17 protein-coding genes are annotated in these 24,211 nt (G+C 43.2%); 14 read left to right on the forward strand and 3 right to left on the reverse strand.

The features are described 5' to 3' along the window. The first annotated feature begins 285 nt into the window (after nt 1–285). From U2P91_RS02925 to U2P91_RS02990, 14 genes are all read left to right on the forward strand, one after another. The gene (locus U2P91_RS02925; protein WP_111886711.1) at nt 286–2,595 is read left to right on the forward strand and encodes a methyl-accepting chemotaxis protein; all 2,310 of its coding nucleotides are present in this window, start codon (nt 286–288) and stop codon (nt 2,593–2,595) included. 71 nt (nt 2,596–2,666) lie between these two features. Continuing rightward, complete coding sequence (locus tag U2P91_RS02930) at nt 2,667–3,986, forward strand: ATP-binding protein (RefSeq protein ID WP_111886712.1); 1,320 nt, start codon at nt 2,667–2,669, stop codon at nt 3,984–3,986. Nucleotides 3,987–4,232: 246 nt separating this feature from the next. Continuing rightward, nucleotides 4,233–5,870: an MBL fold metallo-hydrolase RNA specificity domain-containing protein gene (locus tag U2P91_RS02935; RefSeq protein WP_111886713.1), complete on the forward strand. Its 1,638-nt coding sequence runs from the start codon at nt 4,233–4,235 to the stop codon at nt 5,868–5,870. Between the two features lie 99 nt (nt 5,871–5,969). After that, a complete protein-coding gene (locus tag U2P91_RS02940) occupies nt 5,970–7,385 on the forward strand; it encodes a PLP-dependent aminotransferase family protein (protein ID WP_111886714.1) in 1,416 nt (471 codons plus the stop codon). 73 nt (nt 7,386–7,458) lie between these two features. Further along, nucleotides 7,459–8,205: an AzlC family ABC transporter permease gene (locus tag U2P91_RS02945; protein WP_242988571.1), complete on the forward strand. Its 747-nt coding sequence runs from the start codon at nt 7,459–7,461 to the stop codon at nt 8,203–8,205. Beyond that, the gene (locus U2P91_RS02950; protein ID WP_111886716.1) at nt 8,195–8,539 is read left to right on the forward strand and encodes a branched-chain amino acid transporter permease; all 345 of its coding nucleotides are present in this window, start codon (nt 8,195–8,197) and stop codon (nt 8,537–8,539) included. The genes U2P91_RS02945 and U2P91_RS02950 overlap by 11 nt, the downstream gene beginning before the upstream one ends. Before the next feature lie 160 nt (nt 8,540–8,699). Beyond that, a complete protein-coding gene (locus U2P91_RS02955) occupies nt 8,700–9,122 on the forward strand; it encodes an MORN repeat-containing protein (RefSeq protein WP_111886717.1) in 423 nt (140 codons plus the stop codon). 207 nt (nt 9,123–9,329) lie between these two features. Next, nucleotides 9,330–10,025 carry a TrmB family transcriptional regulator gene (locus U2P91_RS02960; RefSeq protein ID WP_111886718.1) on the forward strand — a complete coding sequence of 232 codons (696 nt, stop codon included), beginning with the start codon at nt 9,330–9,332 and terminating at the stop codon, nt 10,023–10,025. A 2-nt stretch (nt 10,026–10,027) separates the two neighbouring features. Further along, nucleotides 10,028–11,281: a diaminopimelate decarboxylase gene (locus tag U2P91_RS02965; protein WP_111886719.1), complete on the forward strand. Its 1,254-nt coding sequence runs from the start codon at nt 10,028–10,030 to the stop codon at nt 11,279–11,281. A gap of 195 nt (nt 11,282–11,476) precedes the next feature. Further along, complete coding sequence (locus U2P91_RS02970) at nt 11,477–12,712, forward strand: LL-diaminopimelate aminotransferase (RefSeq protein WP_111886720.1); 1,236 nt, start codon at nt 11,477–11,479, stop codon at nt 12,710–12,712. Between the two features lie 207 nt (nt 12,713–12,919). After that, nucleotides 12,920–14,815, forward strand: coding sequence for a molecular chaperone HtpG (gene htpG, locus U2P91_RS02975; RefSeq protein ID WP_111886721.1), 1,896 nt, complete (start codon nt 12,920–12,922; stop codon nt 14,813–14,815). Nucleotides 14,816–15,585: 770 nt separating this feature from the next. Continuing rightward, nucleotides 15,586–17,118, forward strand: coding sequence for an ABC-F family ATP-binding cassette domain-containing protein (locus U2P91_RS02980; protein ID WP_111886722.1), 1,533 nt, complete (start codon nt 15,586–15,588; stop codon nt 17,116–17,118). A 149-nt stretch (nt 17,119–17,267) separates the two neighbouring features. Further along, a complete protein-coding gene (locus tag U2P91_RS02985; RefSeq protein ID WP_111886723.1) occupies nt 17,268–19,760 on the forward strand; it encodes a LuxR C-terminal-related transcriptional regulator in 2,493 nt (830 codons plus the stop codon). Nucleotides 19,761–19,883: 123 nt separating this feature from the next. After that, nucleotides 19,884–21,071 carry an anaerobic nitric oxide reductase flavorubredoxin gene (locus U2P91_RS02990; RefSeq protein ID WP_111886724.1) on the forward strand — a complete coding sequence of 396 codons (1,188 nt, stop codon included), beginning with the start codon at nt 19,884–19,886 and terminating at the stop codon, nt 21,069–21,071. A gap of 287 nt (nt 21,072–21,358) precedes the next feature. On the opposite strand, the gene asrC is transcribed toward U2P91_RS02990, so the two are convergent. Genes asrC through asrA form a run of 3 tightly spaced genes read right to left on the reverse strand, consistent with a single transcriptional unit; the run spans nt 21,359 to nt 24,179 of the window. After that, on the reverse strand, nt 21,359–22,327 hold the full coding sequence (asrC, locus tag U2P91_RS02995; RefSeq protein ID WP_111886725.1) for a sulfite reductase subunit C: 969 nt from the start codon (nt 22,325–22,327) through the stop codon (nt 21,359–21,361). A gap of 10 nt (nt 22,328–22,337) precedes the next feature. Then, nucleotides 22,338–23,165, reverse strand: coding sequence for an anaerobic sulfite reductase subunit AsrB (gene asrB / locus U2P91_RS03000; RefSeq protein ID WP_111886726.1), 828 nt, complete (start codon nt 23,163–23,165; stop codon nt 22,338–22,340). Then, nucleotides 23,166–24,179: an anaerobic sulfite reductase subunit AsrA gene (gene asrA, locus U2P91_RS03005; protein WP_111886727.1), complete on the reverse strand. Its 1,014-nt coding sequence runs from the start codon at nt 24,177–24,179 to the stop codon at nt 23,166–23,168. Nucleotides 24,180–24,211 lie beyond the last annotated feature (32 nt).

Consider the following 24,211-nt stretch of genomic DNA (forward strand, 5'->3'; position numbering starts at 1 on the left):
ATCCTCAGTCATTTTGAATAACATTAGGAATTACCTAATGTTATTCTTTTTCATAAGTGGATCGAAATAACACCAGAAAGTTAAGGTGAAACAAAATTTGAAGTTGAGTTTACTATAAATATCATATATAATGTTGTCCATATATAAATTATTGTAGCGAAACGCCCTAGCTGTGAAACGCAACAGTATTGATTGCAATATCGTTTAGCGATATAACCCTTCAAAGAAAAGTGGTGGAGAATAAAAGAAGTAGCTTCAAATTATCTCAATCTCAAGGAGGAAAGAATGGAACATAAAAAGAGTTTGCTGTCAAAAGTTCTATTGACAGTTGTGCTGCCGGTAGTCTTGATATTCTGCGCAACGGCGGGCATTGCAATGTCTGTTGTCAGTCAAAATTTTAATCAGTTTGGGGAGATCCAGAATAATATCGTACTGATTTTTGGCATTGGTTTAGTTGTAATGGTTGGTGTAAGTGTACTTGGCATAAAGGGAATATCGAGTCGCTTAACCAGCCTGGCCGAGACTGCCAATCGGTTGTCAGAGGGAGACGTTGAAGTCGTTTACGAATCTGGCCCCCCTCAAGATCAGTTAGGTGAAGTTGCTTATGCCCTTTCGGGTTTGGCAAAGAATATGCAGTTGCAGTCTGAAGCGGCGGTTAAATTAGCTAAGGGTGATCTATCAGTTATGATCTCGCCGTTATCTGATAAGGATGTGCTGGGTAACAATCTGCTAGAGATTCAGTCATCCATAAAAAGGGTGAATGATTACCTGATGCAGTTGCCTGAACGTGTAAAAAAAGAAGCGGACCTGGAAAATAAACTGGAACCCGAAATTATTGGTGATTATAAAACTGGGATCGAACATGTGAACCAGGCCATCCAAACGGTGGCCGACAAACGCGATTACTTTCAGGCAATTCTTGATGCGATGCCGTACCGCATTACGGTTGTTGATACAGATTTGAAGTGGACATTTATAAATAAAACCCTTCAAGACCTGAGAATAGCTACCGGAAGAGAAGGCGAACGGGAAACACTTTATGGTGATGATTGTTGCAAGTCAAACCTTGACATGTGTAAAAATGAGGATTGTGGCGTCAAGGCTTACCGAAAAACAGGCCGAATTGAATTTCCGTTTCCATATCGTGGTGGTCATTATCGTATGGACACGACGCCAATTATTGATAAACATGGTGACACCATTGGTTATGTTGAAACCTCGTTTAATACGACCGGAACGATGAGTGTTAACAATTATTCGAAGACCGAAATTACTCGGCTGGCGGATAATTTAAGACGTTTATCAGAAGGAAATCTCGATTTTGATTTGGATGTTCAGGAACCGGATGAGCACACTCAGGAGGTTTATGAACAGTTTAAAGCCATCGAAACAAATTTACATGAAGTGAAAGATTCCATCGACAGTCTCATTAGTGATGCTATCATCTTGACGACGGCCGCAATGCAGGGAGATTTGGATGTTCGGGCCGATGAAACCAAATTCAGCGGCTCCTGGAACGAACTGATCAGTGGCATGAATGGCATACTTGGTGTTATGGCAAAGCCGATGGAAGAAGTCGCTAATGTGATGGATGCCATCGCTAGTGGCAATCTTGATGTGATGGTTGAAGGTTATTATCAGGGCAGTTTTGATGTCTTAAAACAGGCTGTCAATGAAATGGGTAGCAACTTTAAAACGATTGTGACAGAAATTTCCACCGTTACCGGAGCCATCAGCAATGGGAATCTTAATTTAGAGAATGTCAGAGCTTTTGGCGGTGACTTTAATGCGATTTCTGATGCCCTCAATACCATCATTGAAACTTTGAACTCGTTGCTTGGAGATATCAATCATGCATCCGAACAGGTTAATGCCGGGGCCAATCAGGTATCTGACAGCAGTCAGGCCCTGGCTCAGGGTTCTACCGAACAGGCTAGCTCGATCCAGGAACTAACCGCATCCATAGCAGAAATAGCTGACCAAACGAAGAACAACGCCATCAATGCGAACAAGGCCAGAGAATTGGCGACAAATGTGATGGGAAATGCTGACAAAGGAAACGCTCAGATGACAGAGATGCAGCAATCAATGGTGGAAATTAACAAGTCATCCGAAGATATTTCCAAGATCATCAAGGTGATTGACGATATTGCCTTCCAGACCAATATTTTAGCGCTTAACGCGGCAGTGGAAGCAGCCCGGGCCGGACAGCATGGCAAAGGCTTTGCTGTGGTAGCTGAAGAAGTTCGCACCCTGGCTGCCCGTAGTGCTGAAGCTGCCAAAGAAACAACCGTTTTAATAGAAGGTTCCATCAACAAGGTGGCGGTCGGTACAAAAATTGCCGATGAAACGGCCAGTGCGTTAGATGAAATTGTTGGCGGTATTACCCAAGTCAATGACTTAGTCGACTACATCGCCACGGCCTCCAATGAACAGGCCACCGGCATCGCTCAGATTAATATGGGTGTTGAGCAGGTTGCTCAGGTTGTGCAGCAGAATTCGGCAACAGCCGAAGAGAGTGCCGCTGCCAGTGAAGAATTGTCTGGCCAATCGATCTTGTTAAAACAGATGATCGACCAGTTTTCGCTGCGTTAAGTCAATCAGGAAAATAAAGACAAAAAGACCACCTTGTGATGAGGTGGTCTTTTTATAGAAGGGAGATCAGCATGAATCGATTAATTGCCAAACTGATACTTTTTACCGACTCAAATCAGAAAAATTTACTTAAACAAATGGGACAGCTCTATGAACGTTTTTACAAAGATGAGGATTCTAAGGAAGAACTGATTGCTGAGAGTTATCGCCAGATAAAAACGCTGCTGGAAATAGCTACAGATTTTGGATTTGACCGCAACCTCTGGCATCACTATCTGACCTTTTTACTGATCACCAATGAAAATCCATTCAGTCTGACCTGTGAAAAGGTGGGGAAAAAAGAAGGTAGTGTTAATTATTTTGCTCAGAACGATTGTAAAATTTTTAAGGATCTTTTTGATTTCGATTTTACTGAGTTGGAGTCCGTATTGGGGATTGATTGCTTTACCCGGATTTCAGATTACCAGGCTATCCGAAAGCCGGAATTCATGTACAATCAGAACGTCAGTGAAAAAGTGAAAGAACTGAGCCTAAAACTGGCGGCATCAGCAAATGAACAGCTATTTTTTGATGAGATTACACGGTTTTATCAAGACTTTGGGGTGGGTATGTTTGGCCTGAATAAAGCCTTTCGGATTACTCCCAAAGCCGATAACACCGGGGTAATTTTTAATCCGATCAATAACATGGATAAGGTCATGCTGGCAGATCTGGTTGGATACGAAAGTCAGAAACAAAAGCTTGTCGAAAACACCAAGGCCTTTGTCGAAGGGCGAAAAGCAAACAATGTGTTGTTGTTCGGGGATAGTGGTACCGGGAAGTCCACCAGTATCAAAGCTATCGTCAACGAATTCTATCATCAGGGACTGCGGATGATTGAAATCTACAAGCATCAATTTCGAGATTTATCAAATGTCATTGCCCAGATAAAAAATCGGAACTATCGGTTTATTATTTACATGGATGATCTTTCCTTTGAGGAATTTGAGATCGAATATAAGTTTCTCAAAGCAGTTATTGAAGGCGGTGTGGAAACAAAACCGGATAATATTTTGATTTATGCTACCTCAAATCGACGCCATTTGATTCGGGAAACCTGGAATGACCGAAATGATCTGGAAGCAAACGGGGATATCCACCGGTCAGACACGATGCAAGAAAAACTGTCGCTAGTGAATCGCTTTGGGGTCAGTATTTTTTACGAACGTCCCAGTCAGAAACAGTATTTTAAAATTGTGGCGGAGCTGGCCAAGCGAGAAGGTCTTGAGATATCTGAAGAAGTTCTTTCTCAGGAAGCCAATAAATGGGAACTACAGCATGGTGGGATTTCTGGTCGAACTGCTCAGCAATTTATCAATCATTTGCTTTCGATCAGTGTAGAGGATGATTAATTCGATCAGGGCCAACTTACTTCAATAAGGCTTAAAAAATAAGATCTGGTCAAAAAAGTGACACTTAATTTTGCTCCAGGTATTTTTATCGTCATAATCTGCGTAAATTTTAGTAATTTGGATATCTATAAAGTAAAGGGTTAAAAGATAGAAAAGATGATAAAGATTGATGGCTGGCATACGCAAGGCTATTGAGTTAAAAAATTTGCGATTGTTTTAATTGAAAAAAAGAACAGGAGAAAGAAAATGAAAATTAAATTTTTAGGAGCAGCACTATCTGTCACTGGTTCCTGCCATCTTGTGACTACCGAGCACTGTAAATTCCTCCTGGACTGCGGTTTGTTTCAGGGCAGCGAAGCTCTGGAAGAGCTAAATAATCAGGCGTTTGACTTCAACCCGAAAGAGATCGATTTTATCATTTTGAGTCATGCCCATATTGATCATTGTGGTCGGATTCCCTTACTTGTTAAACAGGGATTCAGCGGGCAGATTTACAGTACCGGGGCAACAGCCGAGATCGCTGATATCTTGCTTCAGGATAGCGGCACGATTCATGTAACGGATGCTAAATGGATCAACAGGCGAACAGCACGTTCCGGACAGCCGCTGGTTTCGCCTCTTTATACCCAGGAAGATGCCGCCCGCTGCATCCAGTATTTTTTCCCGGTGGCATACGGACAGTGTTTTCAGGTTAATCCCCAGATCAGGATCCGGCTTAATGAAGCAGGCCATATCCTGGGGGCTGCAATCATCGAGATTTGGATTGCGGAAGGCGGAAAAACCACTAAGCTGGTCTACTCAGGGGATATTGGAGCAAGTAATCAACGGATGTTAAATGATCCGACTCTGATCGCTGAGGCAGATTATCTAATCATGGAAACGACTTATGGGGATCGCACCCATGAAACCCGGTGGGAAAGCGGGAAGCGTTTTCTTGATATCGTTTTTAAAACCGTTGCTCGGGGGGGGACCGTGGTAGTACCGGCTTTTGCTCTGGGTCGAACCCAGGATCTGATTCATGAGCTGGAAGTGTTTTATGATAACCACGAGCTGTATCAGAATCAGCTTGATAAGGTCAAGGTCTATGTTGACAGTCCACTGGCCACCGATGCGACTGAAATTTTCCGCAAAAATGCCCATTACTTCAATGACTATATAAAGGAACGGATCAAAAAAGGGGATGAACTTTTCTATTTCAGAAATTTAAGTTTTACAAAAAGCATTGATGAGTCTAAGGCCTTAAACGAGAATACATCACCTAAGATCATTATTTCTTCCAGCGGCATGGCTGATGCTGGCCGGGTACAACATCATTTAAAACACAACCTCTGGAAACCCCAATCAAGTATTGTTTTTGCCGGGTACCAGGCCGAGGGGACCATTGGACGGGCCATCACCAGCGGGGAAAAATATATTAGAATTTTGCGAGAACGGATCCGAGTAAATGCTGAAATCTATTTTCTGGAAGGATTCTCTGCCCATGCCGACAAAAATGATCTACTGAAGTGGTTGTCCGGATTTAAAGAAAAACCCAAGAAAATTTTCCTGGTTCACGGCGAAGAAGAAGCGAAGAAAAGCTTTGCCAATACAGCAAAAAACACATTGGGATTTGATTGCACCGTAGTCGAGGATGTTTCCGAATACGATCTTGATAATGAAACCGTAATGGTAGATGGCATTAAAAATCGGATTGATACCAAAAATCAGATCAATAAATTAAAAGACAATCTGGACGACATCCATAATGAGTTAGGCAATCTACTGGCTATTCCGGGGATCGGGATAAAGGGGTCCTTTCTGGATGAGAAGCGAGAGGATCTCGCGGTATTGACCAGAGATTTGGAAAAAACCTGTGAAAAACTCAAGACCGTTATCAACAAATAGAACAATAATCTTAAAAAGTCTAAAACACCTGTCGGCTTGACGTCGGCAGGTGTTTTCGATAGAATGGGATAATTATTAGTTTAAAAGGAGACGAAGATCATGCCGGTCAATTCATTTGAAGATTATCCGATGTCCTGGAAACCGACGTTAAACGATAAGGTTAAACCGCTTTATCTCTCCCTGGCCCGCCAGTTGGAGCAGGATATTAAAGAGGGTCAGCTGCTGCCCGGAACAAAACTGCCGCCCCAGCGGGAATTGGCAGATTTTCTTGATATTAACGTCAGCACCGTGTCCAAAGCCTGTAAGGTCTGTGAATTAAAAGGCCTCCTCAGTGCCACGGTCGGAAGCGGCACCTTTGTTTCCTTTGATGCGCTGGCAAATGCTTACCTATTGCCGGATGATAAACCACGAAATTTGATTGAGATGGGGGCAGTTTTCCCAGATACCGCCACCTTTGGACCATTAATCGGTTGTTTAAAAGAAATACTCAACGAAGCGGATGCCGATAAACTGCTAAATTACAGCCGCCCTAATGCCAATATCTGGTTAAAAGATACAGCGATTAAGCTAATGGAAAAAGGAGGCTTTTGTCCAGAACCGGAGAGTATCTTATTTTCTAATGGCGGCCAAAATGCCATTACGGCCATTCTTGCTGGGCTGTGCCGTCACAGCGATAAAATTGGGGCCGATCCCCACACCTATTCCGGGCTTAAAACGACTGCTTCGATGCTTGGTATCCAGCTAACCCCGATCCGTCATCGTGATGGGGAAATGGACGATGAAGCACTGCTTGATGCCTGCCGTAATGAAAATATCAAAGGTGTTTATCTGATTCCGGACAATCACAACCCGACCACTCATACCATGTCTACTGATCGGCGCAGGGCTTTGGCCCAAACCGCCAGAGATCAGGGGATCTTTATCATCGAAGACGGTGCCTACCATTTGCTTAGTCAAAATATTCTGCCGGCGGTGGCCTCTTTTGCACCGGACCATACCATCTATATCGCCAGCATGTCAAAAACGCTGGCCCCTGGCTTACGTATGGCCTATGTGTCAGTGCCTTTGGCTTATCGAAAGCCGGTGTCAAAAGCGCTGTATAATCTAAATATATCGGTGTCGCCGTTAATGGCAGTGCTGGCGGCCCGGGTTATCGTTTCCGGACAGCTGGATCAATTTATAATAAGTCACCAGCAGAATGCCAGACAGCGCAATAAGTTGGTAAACTGCTACTTACGGGACTTCACCTGTCATGGTAATGAAACGGGAATATTTCGTTGGCTGGAGTTGCCGGGAACCATTAGTGGATCGGATTTTGAAGCACTGGCAATGGAAAAGGGGGTTCGAATTTACGGCGCTGAGCGATTTACCGTTGGAAATAACGTGCCCATCCGTGCTGTGCGGATGTCTGTTTGTGCTCCGGAAACCCTGGCCGAACTGGAACAGGGAATGATAATTTTAAAAAAACCTTCTCGATCAGCTGTAAGATTTTTAATTTGTACGCCATACATTTAATTTATTGTGTGGCGTATTTTTGCGTGATAAAATAAGGCTCAAATTAAACTGCGGGTGAAGGGAGTAAGTCATAGTGAAAAGTTTTATTTTTGCCTTTAAACAGGTGTTACCGGTTTTTTTTCCTTATCTGTTTATTGGCATTGCTTTTGGAGTTTTAATGGATGAGGCTGGCTACAGCGCCGGTTGGTCATTTCTGTCCGGTGTTTTTATTTATGCCGGATCGATGCAAATTGTTTTGGTTTCGCTGCTTACCGCGGGAGCCTCATTAGGAACCATTGCACTGATGACCTTTTTTGTTAATGCCCGACATATTTTTTACGGTATTGCCTTCATTGATCAGTTCCGCAAGATGGGTCGGCGATACCCCTATATGGTTTTAACGCTTACGGATGAGGTTTATTCCATTCTTTGCAGTATTACCTATCCGGATGAAGTGGATATCAGGAAGACCGATTTTTACATTACTCTGATTCTTCATCTGGTTTGGATTCTCAGCTGTGTGGCTGGAGCCCTGTTTGGTCAGCTATTACCCTATGATCTGGCTGGTATCGAATTTTCAGCGACAGCTTTTTTTATTACGGTTTGTATGAATCAATGGGAGGTGATGGATTCTCATTTACCGGCTATCACTGGATTAACCAGTGCATTGGTCTTTTACTTTATCCTGGGACCCAGTCAGTTTATTTTACCAGCGTTGACAGTCAGTGTCCTGGTGTTGATGATGATGAAAGCCAAATCAAATAATCAAAAAAAGAGTGGTGTTCCAGAATTGGAAGCTGGCTTAGCTGGACAAACGGAGGAAATCAGCCATGAGTATTAATTGGGTTGACACCGTGGAAGCTCTGGCGGTTGTGGCGCTGGTTACTATTTTTACCCGAGCTCTGCCATTCTTGTTTTTTGGTGGTAAGAAAGAGCTACCCGATATAGTCCGCTATCTGGGAACTGTTTTGCCGGCCGCGATTATGATTATTCTTGTTGTCTTTTGTCTGCGAAACATCAGCCTGATCGCCTACCCCTTCGGTTTGCCGGAGCTGTTAAGTGTCGCGATGGTGATCCTTGTTCATCGCATCAAAAAAAATATTTTTCTTAGCATCATCGCTGGAACCGGGCTTTATATGGTGCTAACGCGAACCTTGTTTATAATTGGAAGCTGAAGAAAGCTTGCCTCGGCACCAGTTTCGGAATTATTCTAAAAAAATGTTGATCTTTACTGTTTTAATATTTATTATGTCAGACTTATGCGGTATAATAAAATCACAATTCTTTATAAGCTGAGGCATATGAAAAGGATGCAAAATTATACAGGGGGATCGGATGAACAAAAGGATGAGATCAAAATTATTTGCCATATTAACAGTGATAAGTCTGTTATTATTGGTTACCAGCGGCTGTATCCGTACGCATACCTATGGCGGTGGGGTGTATACAGGAGAATGGAAAAATGGCGTGCCCAATGGTTACGGCAAGTTTGTTTACTCAGAGGATGTAATCTACGAGGGCCAATGGAAAGACGGCAAGCTTCATGGCCAGGGGACTGCTATCGGATATGAGGGAACAAGATTTGAAGGCGAATGGAAATATGGCAAGCTCGATGGTTATGGGACCAAGACAGATAATGGTAATACCTATGTGGGCGAATTTAAAAAAGGCTTAATGGATGGCAAAGGAACCTTGACCATGGCGGATGGGACCACCTATGTGGGAACCTTCGCCAATGATTTATATGTTGGTCCATAAATAATAATAGTTAAAAAAACAGCATCCAATTTCGATGCTGTTTTTTTATAATCATTCTTGACAAAATTGCTAAACTAGTGTAGACTTACTAAGTAGGAACACTAAGTAAAACAGTAGTAGATCTGAAGCGTAGCAGTTTTAAATCGGCTCCGATCGGCAGATTATGGCAACAATTTATGGTTTATTAAAATAAGGACTGATGGAGTGATGGATATTGTTGAACGACTGACACAATTTGGACTGACAAGGCATGAGGCTTCGATTTATTTAACCCTGCTTGCTGAAGGTGACTTAAATGGCTATGAGGTGGCAAAGATAACGGGTATTTCACGATCTAACGCCTATACATCGCTGGCGTCGCTGGTGGAAAAGGGCGGGGCTTATGTCATCGAGGAAGCAACCATCCGCTATACCCCGGTCGCTATTTCCGAATTCTGCGAAAATAAGATCAGAAAACTACAGCAAGCCAAGCAGGATCTGATTGTTACCATTCCCACAAAACGGGATGCGGTGGAAGGCTATATTACCATTAAAGGGGAAAGCAACATCCTCAATAAATTGCGCAATATGATTCTGGAAGCCCAGGAGCGGATCTACATCTCAGTACCCGGTCAGGTTTTAAAAACCGTACTGCCAGATATAAAAGAAGCGATTAATCGCGACATCAAGATGGTGATCATCACCGATGGGTCCTTGTCGCTGGCAGGAGCCACTGTCTATATTGCTGATCAACCGCTCCAGCAGATTCGACTGATTGTTGATTCAACCAATGTCCTCACCGGCGATATGAATAACGGTGAACATTCCACCTGTCTTTATTCCCGCAAGCGGAATCTGGTTGATTTATTTAAAGACTCGATGAAAAATGAAATAAAACTGATTGAAATGACGAAAGGAAATTAAAGATGAAAAAGACCTTTGTAAACAAAGAAAAATTAGAAGAAATCGTAAGAGAATTCCCCACCCCCTTCCATCTCTATGATGAAAAGGGGATTCGCGAAAATGTGCGAAACTTGCAGGAAGCCTTTTCCTGGAATAAGGGCTACAAAGAATATTTTGCCGTCAAGGCGACCCCCAACCCAACTATTTTACAAATTCTAAAAGAAGAAGGCTGTGGGGTAGATTGCTCATCTTATACCGAACTGATGATGTCCGATACGGTTGGTTTTTCCGGAGCGGATATTATGTTTACCTCCAATGTAACGCCGAAAGAAGACTTTGTTTTGGCCAGCAAACTGGGCGCTTTGATTACTCTGGACGATATCACCCACATTGACTTTTTGGAAGAGGTAGCAGGATTGCCGGAAACCATCAGTTGCCGATTTAATCCCGGCGGTGACTTTGTTATTGATAACGCTATTATGGATACCCCTCAGGTCGCTAAATACGGGTTTACCCGGGAACAAATGACCGAAGGATTTGCAACTCTAAAAAGTAAAGGGGTTAAACATTTCGGGATCCATGCCTTTTTAGCCAGCAATACCATCGCCAATGAATATTACCCGGCCCTGGCACGAATTCTTTTCCAGACCGCCGTGGAATTGAATCAGGAAACCGGCGCTCATATTGCCTTTATAAATCTCTCGGGAGGCGTGGGGATTCCTTACCTGCCCGATCAGCAACCTACCGATATTTATGAAGTCGGCCGAGGTGTGAAAAAAGCCTTTGAAGAAATTCTGGTGCCGGCCGGAATGGGTGATATTGATATTTACACCGAACTGGGTCGCTTTGTCCTGGGACCATTTGGACATCTGGTCACCACCGCCCTGCATGAGAAACATACTCACAAAGAATACATTGGTCTTGACGCCTGCGCCGCCAACCTGATGCGTCCGGCCATGTATGGTGCCTATCATCATATCACGGTGATGGGTAAGGAAGATGCCCCCCTTAATCATATCTACGACGTCACCGGGGGCTTATGCGAAAACAATGACAAGTTTGCCATTGACAGAGAACTTCCCAAAATTGATATCGGTGACCTGGTTGTGCTTCACGACACCGGTGCCCACGGTTTTGCGATGGGCTATAACTACAATGGCAAGCTACGATCTGCTGAAGTGCTGCTTAAAGAAGACGGTAGTACCGAACTGATCCGTCGGGCCGAAACCCCGGACGATTACTTCGCCACCCTGGATTTTTCCAAGTGGAAAAAGTAGTTTTAAATAGTGACGCTAATATTAAAAAAAATCGGAGTACCGAAAAATGTTACATCATGTTGTCTGCATCAGGGCGAACAGGTCATAGACCTGTCCGATCCTGCAGCATACAACAGATTAACATTTGTCGGTACGGTTCTTGCAAAAGACCTTTATTAAATAGTCAAGAGACGATAACGAAAGGAAAAAAATAACATGGCATTAATTAATGAAAATTATCTTAAATTACCAGGCTCCTACCTTTTTTCAGAAATAGCGAGACGGGTGGAAGCCTATAAAACCGCTAATCCGGAGGCCAACATCATTCGACTGGGAATTGGTGATGTGACCAAACCGCTGCCTGAAGCAGTCATCACCGGTCTACACGCCGCTGTTGATGAAATGGCCGATGAAAAAACCTTTAAGGGCTACGGTCCGGAACAAGGCTATGATTTTCTACTGGAAAAAATTGTCGAGTTTGATTTTAAAACCCGGGGTGTCGATCTAGCGATTGATGAAATATTTGTCAGTGACGGCTCCAAAAGTGATACTGCCAATATTCAGGAACTATTTAGTCAAGATACTAAAATCGCGATCACTGATCCCGTTTATCCGGTTTATGTCGACAGTAACGTCATGGCTGGCCGCAGTGGAACGTTAGGTGCTGACGGTAAGTGGAGCGAGATGGTCTATATTCCCTGCACCGCCGAAAATGGCTTTGTGCCGCAATTGCCAACCGAAAAGGTGGATCTGATTTATCTGTGTTTCCCCAATAACCCGACCGGAACCACGATTAATAAAACTGAGCTGAAAAAATGGGTGGATTATGCCAAAGCCAACCAGGCTATTATTTTATACGATGCTGCTTACGAAGCCTATATTCAGGAAGACGATGTGGCACACAGCATTTACGAAATTGATGGTGCCAAGGAGGTAGCCATCGAATTCCGAAGCTTTTCCAAAAATGCTGGCTTCACCGGAACCCGTTGCTCCTATGTAGTAGTTCCCAAAGAAGTGATGGGCTATACCAAAGCGGGCGAACCGGTTGAAATTAATAAACTGTGGAATCGCCGACACTGTACCAAATTTAATGGCGTTCCTTATATTATCCAAAAAGGCGCGGAAGCTGTTTATAGCGAAGCTGGTCAACAGCAGATCAAAGCGCTAGTAGCATATTATATGAATAACGCCAAAATGATTCGTGAAGGCGTTGCCAGTACTGGAATTGAAGTTTTTGGCGGGATTAATGCCCCTTATATCTGGCTAAAAACGCCGGAAGGCATGGACTCATGGGCCTTTTTTGACAAACTTCTCAGTGAGGTCAACATTGTTGGAACACCGGGTGTGGGTTTTGGTCCCAGCGGTGAAGGGTATTTCAGACTGACTGCCTTTGGCAGCAAGGAAAACACACAAGAAGCGATCAGACGTTTTACCACCGAATTTAAGTTGTAAAAACAAAATAACAAATGTCCGGCTGCGAGAATTAGCCGGGCATTTTTTTGATTTTTTATCGTTTTAAAGGATTAATTAATTTGATGACCATTTAGTCTTAAAAAATCATTAAAAGTGTTGACACTTTTCATAAAGTTACTTACAATATTGTTAGCACTCACAAAGAAAGAGTGCTAATACGATTACGACATGAAGAAGAGGTATGTTATGGAAAAAAAGCAGTTTAAATCAGAATCCAAGCGTCTGATGGATTTAATGATCCATTCAATTTACACCAACAAAGAAATATTTTTAAGAGAATTGATTTCAAATGCGTCCGACGCCATCGACAAGGTTTACTACAAAACATTAACAGACAAAGATAAAACCTTTAATAAGGACGACTACTACATCCGTATTCATCCCAACAAAGATAACCGGACCCTGACCATTGAAGATACCGGAATCGGGATGACCGCAGCGGAACTGGAAGACAACTTGGGTACCATTGCCAAAAGTGGTTCCAGCGACTTTAAGGACGATCAGGAAATGGAAGAAGATTTTGATCTTATCGGCCAGTTTGGGGTCGGTTTCTATTCAGCCTTTATGGTATCTGACAAGGTTGAGGTGGAAACCAAATCCTTTGACGAGGAAACGTCATCTGTATGGGTTTCTGAAGGAGCTGATGGCTATACCATTGAACCCGGAACCCGCACCACCCATGGTTCAAAAATTACCCTGTATCTCAAAGAGAATTCGGAAGATAATAACTACGATGACTATCTGGAACCCTATCGCATTCGCCAGCTGGTTGAGCATTACTCCAACTTCATCCGTTACCCGATTAAGATGGTGGAGGAAAAGAGCCGAGTCAAAGAAGACACCAAGGACAGTGAAAATCCGGAATACGAAACCTATCTGGCAGATGATGTTCTGAATTCGATGATCCCGATCTGGCGAAAAAATAAAAATGAGCTGACCGATGAGGATTACAACAATTTCTACCACGACAAGCGACTAGGCTTTGATGCCCCCTTGGCTCATGTTCACCTGAGTATTGAAGGGGCGATGAGCTATAAAGCGATCCTTTATATCCCCGGTCAGGCCCCCTTTGATTACTACACCAGAGACTATGAAAAGGGGCTCGAGCTCTATTCCAACGGCGTCCTGATTATGGAAAAATGCAGTGAGCTGTTGCCGGATTACTTCAGTTTTGTTAAAGGGGTGGTGGACTCCGAGGATATCTCATTAAATATTTCCCGGGAAATGCTTCAGCAGGATCGTCAGCTACGCTTAATCAGCCGTAAAATCGATACCCGAATTTCCGAAGAACTCAAAAAAATGCTGGCCAACGAACGCGAAACCTATGAAAAATTCTTTACCGCTTTCGGTAATCAGATCAAAGTCGGAACCTATGACAAATGGGGACAGGATAAGGAAAAACTTCAGGACTTCCTGCTCTTTTATTCATCCAAAGAAGGCAAGATGGTTACTCTTAAAGAATACGTAGAACGGATGCCGGAAGATCAGAAATACATTTATTATGCCACTGGTTCATCGGTTAGTCAGCTTGAAAAGCTGCCCCAGGTTTCCATTATTAAAAACAAAAATTATGAGATTCTCTATTTAACCGAGACCATTGATGAATTTGTCACCCAGACCTTAAAACAGTATCAGGACAAGGAATTCCGTTCAGTTTCCAGCCAGAATCTGGGACTGGAAGCGCCGGAAGAAAATCAAGTCGATGATGATACAAAAACATCTGAAGTGGATGAAAAACTTCTGGCAAAAATGAAAGACCTGATTGGAGATGAAGTCGTGAAGGTAAAAACCACGGCCCACTTAAAAGATGACGTGGCTTATCTTTCCACTGAAGGAGATCTTTCCATCGAAATGGAAATGACCTTAAACACCATGCCTCAGGGCGGTGATGTGAAGGCGAAGAAAGTGCTGGAAATCAACAAAAACCATCCGGTTTATGAAAAACTGAAAAGCTATTATGAAGTAGATGATGACCAGTTTGCGCTCTACACCGAGTTGCTTTACAATCAGGCCCGACTAATTGCCGGCCTGCCGCTTGACGACGTGGTAGCCTTTACCAAAAACATCAGCAAACTGATGTAATCAGGCGTTCGATTGAGATACCGTACCGATCAATTGTTAATCAGTTGTTTGCTGCAGAATCGGACACTAATAAAAAATTAGAAATTTCTTATTAGTCGCGGGCAGTCGCCAACTACAAGCAAGCTTGTGATTGGCTCGTTGCCTTCACTCAGGCTATCGCCGTGTCCGCTCTGATGCAAACAACACGATGCAACAATTGTCGGTACTAGGGTATTCATTTTTATGGAAGTTCTTATAGCATTATACTGAGAGAGTACCAGCACCATCCTTAAAGGACAGTGCTGGTTTTTTAAGTGTCAATTGACAAGTTCAACCGGTTTTGATAAAATAGGTGCAGAAGGTGTAACAAAATGATTTTAACTATTGAAGTAGCTCTGGCAATGAAAGTTTCGATGAGACATTGTTTAGAGCCTAAACTAAAACTTTTATTCTCATCGGTCTAAGCGTTTTTATGGGATAGCAACTTATTTTAAGTGTAACGGCAAACTCCCGTACCAACTACTTGTTAATCAGTTGTATGCGCGCAAGTCGTATAGGCTATCGCCGTGTTCGCCTTGAGGCACACAACACGATATAACAATTGTCGGTACTACGATATTTGTTTATTACATTGCTATGCTTTATTTTGATGTGCTTAAACCGATAATCAACAGGAAAGTTTTCAGGCCATAACGCAATGTTCGTTATGGCCTTTTATAATGACAGGGAGTCAGTATAAAATGGCTCTCTGTTTTATTTTTGCTAAAAATTCGCAACGAGGAGAAATACGAATGGGACTATTGGACGTTATTAATCTATCACATACGTTTGGTGATAAAATTTTATATCAGGAGGCTTCTTTTGAATTATTCAAAGGGGAGCATATGGGGATTGTCGGGCGCAACGGAACGGGGAAGACCACCCTTTTAAATACCCTAATCGGAGAAATTATTCCCGATGGTGGGGAGATTCGCTGGCAAAAAGGGATCAAGGTCGGGTATCTCGATCAACATGCTAAAATTGATCAGGATGTGACGGTGTTTGACTATTTAAAAACATCGTTTCATGAGCTCTACGAAACAGAAATCCAGCTGACCAAAATTTATGAAGACATGGGCAGCGATTGCAGTGAAAAGGCCATGAACAGAGCCTCGGACCTGCAAAGTTTGCTTGAGAATTCCGGTTTTTATGAACTGGAAAGCCGGATCTTAAAAATTGCTGATGGGCTGGGGATTACAGCACTGGGGATGGATAGCATCCTGGAACAGCTTAGTGGGGGACAGCGGGCCAAGGTTATTTTGGCCAAGCTGCTGTTGGAAGAACCTAATGTGTTGCTTTTAGATGAACCGACTAACTTTCTGGACAAGGAACATGTGGAATGGTTGACCGACTATTTAAAAGCTTATGAGGGCACCTTTCTGGTGATTTCCCATGACTTTGATTTTCTCGACAAGATCACCACCTGTGTCTGTGACATCGAGTTTTCCACCATCAAAAAGTACAGCGGCAACATCACCAAATTTATCACCTTAAAAGGGCTGCGACGGGAAAGCTATATTCGTGAATTTGAAGCCCAGAAAAAAGAAATTAAAAAGTTTGAAGACTATATTTCCAAAAACAAGGCTCGGGCTTCCACCGCCAGCATGGCTAAGAGCAGGCAGAAGCAATTGGATCGAATCGATCGGATTCCGCCGCCAGAATTAGTGCCAAAACCCAATTTTCGTTTGACTTCCTTGCACATCTCAGCCCAGCGCTCCTTAACGGTCAAGGATTTGGAGATTGGCTATGATTACCCGTTGCTAGCCAAAATGAATTTTAAAATCGAGTCGGGTCAGAAAACCGTCATCACCGGCTTTAACGGGATTGGAAAATCCACTCTGCTAAAAACCCTGGTCAAACAGATTCCACCGATTTCGGGAAAATTCAAGTTTGCGGATAATATTAAAATCGCTTATTTTGAGCAAGATCTCAATTGGGACAACCCCACTCTGACCCCTATTCAAGTCGTTTCTGATGTGTATCCCAAGCTGTCTCAGAGCCAATTGCGGCGCTATCTGGCGCAGTGCGGTTTAAAAGCCAAAAGCATGCTTCAGGGGGTCGCGACCCTTAGTGGCGGGGAACAGGCCAAGGTAAAAATCTGTATCCTGATGCTGACCAATGCGAATTTTCTGATTCTTGATGAGCCCACCAATCATCTGGATGCCGATGCTAAAGCGGTACTAAAAAGCGAGCTGATCAAATGGACTGGTAGTCTGATTCTCGTTTCACATGAAGCCGCGTTTTATGAAGATTGGGCTGAGCACATTATCAATATCGAGGGCTAGCAGGGTCAGCTTTCCTGGTCTGAACCATAAATTCGAGAATGTCTTTAAAAAAAACTTAACAGGTGTCAAAAATCCGGCTATAATGAATCATAGAGATTATTCTAATTACCAATTTACATAGAATTGAAACTAGGAAATGAGACATTAGAGTGAAAAAACAATTCTTAAAAAGAGAACGCATTAATGATCGTTTAGCACGAGTTTATGATTATCCACTAACCATTGTGGAAGCACCGATGGGTTATGGAAAGACTACGGCAGTTAGAGAATTTCTGGAAACGAAAGAAATAAAATCCATCTGGGTTACGTTTCAACCTGAGAATGGTTCTGCTGATTATAAATGGAGCAAAGTCTGCGATGAAATTAGCAAATGGGATCGTGATACCGGCGAGACATTAAAGCAGCTGGGCTTTCCGGTGGACGTACCCCAGATGGATCAAGTGTTATCGGTATTAAACACGGTAATCACAGATGAGCCCTTATTCATGGTTTTAGATGACTACCATCTGACGGATTATGAGCCCTTGAATCGGTTGATTGAGCTGATCGTGACCGAGCGAATTGAAAACTTTTATCTTATTATTGTCACCCGAAATACAGGGAATTTAAACAGCGCAGAACTTGTGGCCAAGGGATTTTGCAATTGGATCACCCAGGAAGTTTTAAAGTTCACGGAAGTCGAAGTCCGGGATTATTGCATCATGATGATGGAAACAATATCGGAGAAAGACTTGCGAAAAATAACCGAATACGCAGGTGGTTGGATTACTCTGACCTATATGCTGCTGCTTGGTTTGGAAAAAGGGATTCCAGTAGGGATGAATATGACCATCGATGAGCTCATCAGTTTAACGCTTTTTAGTGTTTATGATGCGTTGACCCAAAAATATTTAATCAAACTTTCAATTATGGATCGTTTTACTGCCGAACAGGCCCAGTTTATAACCGGCGAATCGCAGACGGCTGATATTTTGAGAAAAATGAAGAAAGAAAATTCATTTATTTATTTTGATGAAGTAAATAAAACCTATCAAATTCATTTTGTATTGCTTGATTTTTTAAGGTCAAAACAAAATCTCTTAGCCGATGAAAAAAAGGCGCTGTACATCCGTTTGGGTGAATGGTATCTAGACAAATTGAATTTTCCAAAGGCTTATGCGAGCTTTTATCGCGCAGGAGAAATTAGACGGATTCTTGAGCATTTGAATAATCCCCAAAACATCAGCTCTGAAATGGCGGTATTTGAGGGCTCGCAGGAGATGTTTGAAAAAACGCCGCTTAACGTGTTGTATCACTATCCGATGGCCTATTTACTGCATATTCTTGTTTGTTTGTTCCACGGAAATGAGCGCACAGCGATTGGTAGTCGTAGACAATTGGATCAGTTAGAGCAGTTTTATAATAAACAGGATGGCATTGATCAGACTTACCGAAATCGGATTCTGGCTGAAATCAACATCGTTAAGCGGTTTACGGTATTTAATCATATTGAAGAATCCACCGTCACCAATGATTTGATTATCAAGCTATTGGATGGGGAACAATCCTACATTATGAGAAAAGAAAATGAATTTACCTTTGGATCCCCCCATCTGAGTTATAATTATTTCAGAGAACCGGGTCGGTATCAAAAAACAGTCCAACTGATTGTCGAGAAGGTTCCGGTTTATTCTCAATTTACCAGTGGCTGCGGAACCGGATCTGAATATCAGGCCCGGGCCGAATACAGTCTGGAAACTGGTAATTGGGCAGAGGCCGAACTTAATGGTGAAAAGGCAATCTTTAAAGCCCGGACCAAAGATCAGCACAGTATTGTTATTTGTGGCAATTTTGTACTGATTCGGCTGATGATTTTACAAGGAAGAATTACTGCTGCCCTGAATCGTCTTCGTGATTTGGAAAAAGAAATTCTGGAGGTCAGGAATCCTATTTACAATACCACCATGGACATTTGCAAGGGCTATGTTTATGCCAATCTGGAACAGACAGAGATGATTCCCTACTGGCTTCAGGTGGGGGATATGACCACTGCTGATTTGCTTTATCAGGGGGTGGCTTTAAATTATCTGGTTTATGGCAAGGCGGTCGCCGCATCCCGGAATTTTGTTAAACTTGAAATTCTTTCCGAGAGTTTTATAGAATATTTTTCGATCTATCATAATCAGTTGGGAATAATCCATAACGGAATCTTTAAAGCCATTGCCAAATATAATCTATATGGCATTGAAGCAGGAATTAATGCCCTTAATAAGATTTTGGGAGAAGCTTATCTGGATGGAATCATTATGCCCTTTGTGGAAAATGCACCCTTTCTCATTGTGATGTTGAGAGAAATCAATGATCGACAGCCTAAAGATCAATTTATTCGCTGGCTGCTATCAGTTAGTGAAGTTTATCTAAAGAATCTGAAAAATGAGGAATTGTCCAGAGTCAGTCTCACTCTACGAGAACAAGAAGTATTGCGGCTTACCGCTGAAGGTCTAAAGCGCGAAGAAATTGCTAAACGGCTTTATATCGCTCCGGGTACGGTTAAGACCCATCTTCAGAATGTTTATAAAAAGCTGGAGGTTAATGGGAAAAATGCGGCGATTAAAACAGCGTTAAAAAATGGCTTGTTGTTTGCAGAAAATGAAAAAGACTAGTTGGCTGTTTGGATTTCATACATAATACAGCTTTTTTCTCCAATAAAGTTATTTTCGACATGTAAGGGTATATACATTATATGTCGCTTATAAGTAAATGATAGCGGCGGAATGGAGATTAAAATGAAAAAACGAATTAAAAATAACGTGAGCTGGGTAGGTAAAGTCGATTGGGAGCTGCAACAGTTTCATGGCAATGAATTTTCAACCAATCATGGCTCCACTTACAATTCCTATTTAATCGAGGAAGAAAAGACTGTTTTAGTCGACACGGTCTGGTTACCCTATGCCAAAGAATTTGTGGAAAACTTAACGCAGGTAATCGATTTGAATGAGATCGACTATATTGTCGCTAATCATGGGGAAGTGGATCACAGCGGAGCCCTGCCGGAACTGATGGCGAGAATCCCAGATGTTCCCATTTACTGTTCCGAAAACGCAGTAAAGTCTTTAAAGGGTCAGTATCATCAGGACTGGAACTTCAATGTCGTGAAAACCGGAGACAAGCTGGACGTCGGCAATGGTAAAGAATTGATTTTTGTGGAAATGCGGATGCTCCATTGGCCGGACAGCATGGCCACCTATCTGACCGGAGACAATATTCTCTTTAGCAATGATGCCTTTGGCCAGCATTATGCTACCGAAAAACTGTTTAATAAGCTGGTCGATCAATGCGATTTGTATCAGGAAGCGATAAAATACTATGCCAATATTCTAACCCCCTTTAGTGCCATATTGCGAAAGAAATTAGACGAAATTATTGCCTTTAATCTGACCATTGATATGATCGCCACCAGCCATGGCGTCATCTGGAATGACAATCCGATGCAAATCGTTGAGAAATATGCCCAGTGGGCAGGAGATTATCAGGAAAACCAGATCACGATAATCTATGACACGATGTGGAATGGTACTAAAAATCTGGCCGAAAATATTGCCGAGGGGATTAGCCTGACCGATCCAGATGTTTTAGTAAAAGTCTTCAACCTGTCAAAAAGTGATGAGAATGACTTAATTACCGAAGTCTTTAAAGCAAAGACGGTGCTGATTGGTTCGCCGACCATTGGTGGCAGTATCCTTCACTCCATCGCCGGCTTTGTTCATCTGATGAAGGAGCTTAAGTTTAAAAACAAAAAAGCTGCCGCCTTTGGCTGCTATGGTTGGAGCGGTGAGTCAACTAAGGTGTTAAATGAATGGCTGGAAGGCGCCGGATTCGAAATCATCAACGAGGGTCTGAAAAATCAGTGGAACCCCGATGATACTGAGCAGATATCAGCCATCGACTTTGGTAAAGAAATCGCCAAAGCCTAGAAGCTGATCGATTCAACGTAAAAACGACTTAATCATGATTTGATTAAGTCGTTTTTATTACGTTCTTATCTTTTACAAACAAACCCAGTACCGACAATATCGAGTTGTGCGCATCAGAGCCGACACGGCGATAGCCTGCGTGAAGGCAACGAGCCAATCACAAGCTTGCTTGTAGTTGGCGACTGCCCGCGACTAATAAGAAATTTCTAATTTTTTATTAGTGTCCGATTCCGTAGCGAACAACAGATTAACAATTGGTCGGTACGGCAGTTGCCGAAACCCTTGTTTCAATCGTAGTGAATACCGCCCCAGTAAACCGGGCTTTTGACGATGGTGCGGGGATCCAGTTCCACGCCTTCCATAGCCCACTTTTTATATTCTTCAAAGCCAGTGCGGTCGATGATGTAGCCGATGTGTTCTTTGCCGCCGGGTGCTTCCCGATTGATGTAGTTTTCTACAAATCGATAGGTATTTTTAATAATTTTGACAATCGCGTCTTCGGTCGCCCAAACCAGAAAATCTTCGGCCAGCCGGGGGTTTCGTTTTCCGGTTCGTCCCATAATCGCCAATCGGTAGTAGGTTTCCGGGCTGCGGGTCCAGGCCCGGGTTGGGCAGTTGATCACACATTCGCCACAGCCGACACATTTTTCGGTGTTTCGGACAATTCGGTAATTCTCTACTGACAAAGCATCCACCGATTTTTTCTGGCAGGCTTTAACACAGGCCAGACAACCCATGCAGCGTTCTTTTTGATACTGGGGTTCGGTCATCCCGATGATCCCAAAATCCTGCATCCGGGTTTTGATGCAGTCATTGGCACAGCCGGTGAAGGCGACCTTAAAATGGAGATCATTGGGAAAGATTTCCTGCTCCATTTTCTTGGCAAAATTAGTGGTATTATAGGTGGCAAATGGACAGGTATTACTGCCGATACAGGCAGAGATATTGCGCGTGCCGGCTGCGGTATAGCCTTTGCCTGGGATTTCCTGATTAATATCCAATTTATCAATAATCGGCTGTAGCAGCGCATTGACGGCGTCCATATCGGTATATTTAATACCCGGGATTTCAAAGCCCTGACGGGTGGTTAAATGGATGCGGCCATTGCCATAGGTTTTTGCAATGTTTTGAATCAGCGGCAGCAGTTCCGCCGTTAATAAGCCGCCGGGAACCCGGACTCGTGAGGCGGTTTCCCCACGGACCTTGGTGACGCGATAGGCATTCTTCTTTATCTTCTTGGTATTTAGATCTAACATGGCACTCCTCCTAATCCTTTAAAAATTTTCCCTTGGTGTAGTTAAAAACCGGACCGTCCAGACAAATATAGGTATCATCGATTTTACAGTGACCGCATTTACCAATGCCACAGCACATTTTTCGCTCCTGGGAGATCCAGATATTTTCTTCTTTGAATCCGACATTAAAAAGCTCGGTGATCGTGCATTTCATCATCATCGGTGGTCCCACCACAATCCCGATCGCTTCGTCAGTGTTTTTAATCGGGATTTCCGGAATGTATTGGGTAACCAGTCCGCATTTGCCGCAATAGCCATCGACCGGGGTATCCACGGTCATAATGACATTGATGTTTTTTTCCCACTCTTTGAAGTCTTTTTTAAAGAGGACATCGTTGGGCGATTTAAAACCTACTAACAGGGTAAAACTTTTGCAGTCGTTGGGATGGGCCGAAAAATAATCGACGATCCCTTTCACTGGCGAAAGACCGGTGCCGCCAGCAACCAGAATAATTTCTTTGCCCATATAGTTGGTGATATCAAAGCCATTGCCATAGGGTCCCCGAAGGAACAGGGTATCGCCGACATAATTTTCGAAGATTTCATCCGTAACCTTGCCGACTTTACGAATGGTCAGATCAACCGTGCCATTACCGATGCCGCTGACCGAAATGGGGGCTTCGCCAAACTTGGGTAGCGATACCTCAAAAAATTGTCCCGGTTTGACCTCGCCGCGATAGGTCATCCGGAAGGTAAACTCAATTTCAGTATGTTTGATCACGTCGACGATTTCCGAAAGGAAAGGAAGATAAGGATTATCTGAATTCGTTGTATGAGACGCAGTTGTTGTCGCAGTCATTTAAATTTCCTCCTTTGCAGCATCATTTACCAAATCACTCAGTTTATTGATGCAATTGGCAAAAGAAATATATTCCGGACAGACATCGTCGCAGCGGCCGCAGCCAATACACATATGGGTGCCGAAGCGTCGTTTATAATCGTTTATCTTGTGCATCACCTTAAAGCGCATCCGTTGGCCCTTGTCATTTCGAAACGCATGTCCGCCGGCCATATCAGTGTAGCCATCAACATGACAGGAAGCCCAAACCCGCCGCCGTTCGCCGGCTTTGCCGTTGTCGGTGTAGAAAATATCCTGCATTGTGAAGCAGGTACAGGTGGGACAAACAAAGTTGCATCGTCCGCAGGCAATGCAACGGTTGCCGTAATCTTCCCAGAATGGAGCGTCAAACAGGGTCTGGGGAACCGTTTCGGAAATCGTCACGACGGTGTCATTGGCGGTGACAGAATCAGGAATCACTGATGATGGTGTTGCACCGGCCAAAGCGGTGTCCAGGAGATCCCAGTGACTGTCAACCAGCACGGTTTCACCATCAACCTTTATGTAAGCGTCATAGTCGTCGCTTTTCTGGGTGCCCATCGAAACGCAGAAACAGTTTTCAAAGGAATTTTCGCAGCCGATTAAAATAAATTTGGTCTGATCCCGCAGCCTTTTGTAATAGCTATCGACAGCGCCGTTTTCCAGATAAATGGTATCCATTCGTTTAAGACCGTGCAGATCACAGCTACGTAAAAACACAATCGCCCCTTTTTGGGGCACATCAGACTCCTTTATTTCATTTTCAGTAAAATAAAAAAGTGTTTCAGAGATGGGGAGTAAGACCTCTTTAAAAGAGTAGTCTGATTTTTCGGCAAATTCGATTTCAGATAGATCTGCGATTTCGCCGTAACGAATGGTGTCGATATCGGTAAAGGTGCCATCGCCGACAAACCGCTTGGGGGCATAAATAATGAAGTCTTTTGAAAGGTCAGAAAAAATAGCATTGATTTTCTCTGGCGTAGTTTGGTAACCCATAAACAAGTCCTCCTTCAAGTTTTTTGGTAATC

Source organism: Acetobacterium sp. K1/6 (genome assembly GCF_034438075.1).
Taxonomy (GTDB): Bacteria; Bacillota; Clostridia; order Eubacteriales; family Eubacteriaceae; genus Acetobacterium; species Acetobacterium carbinolicum.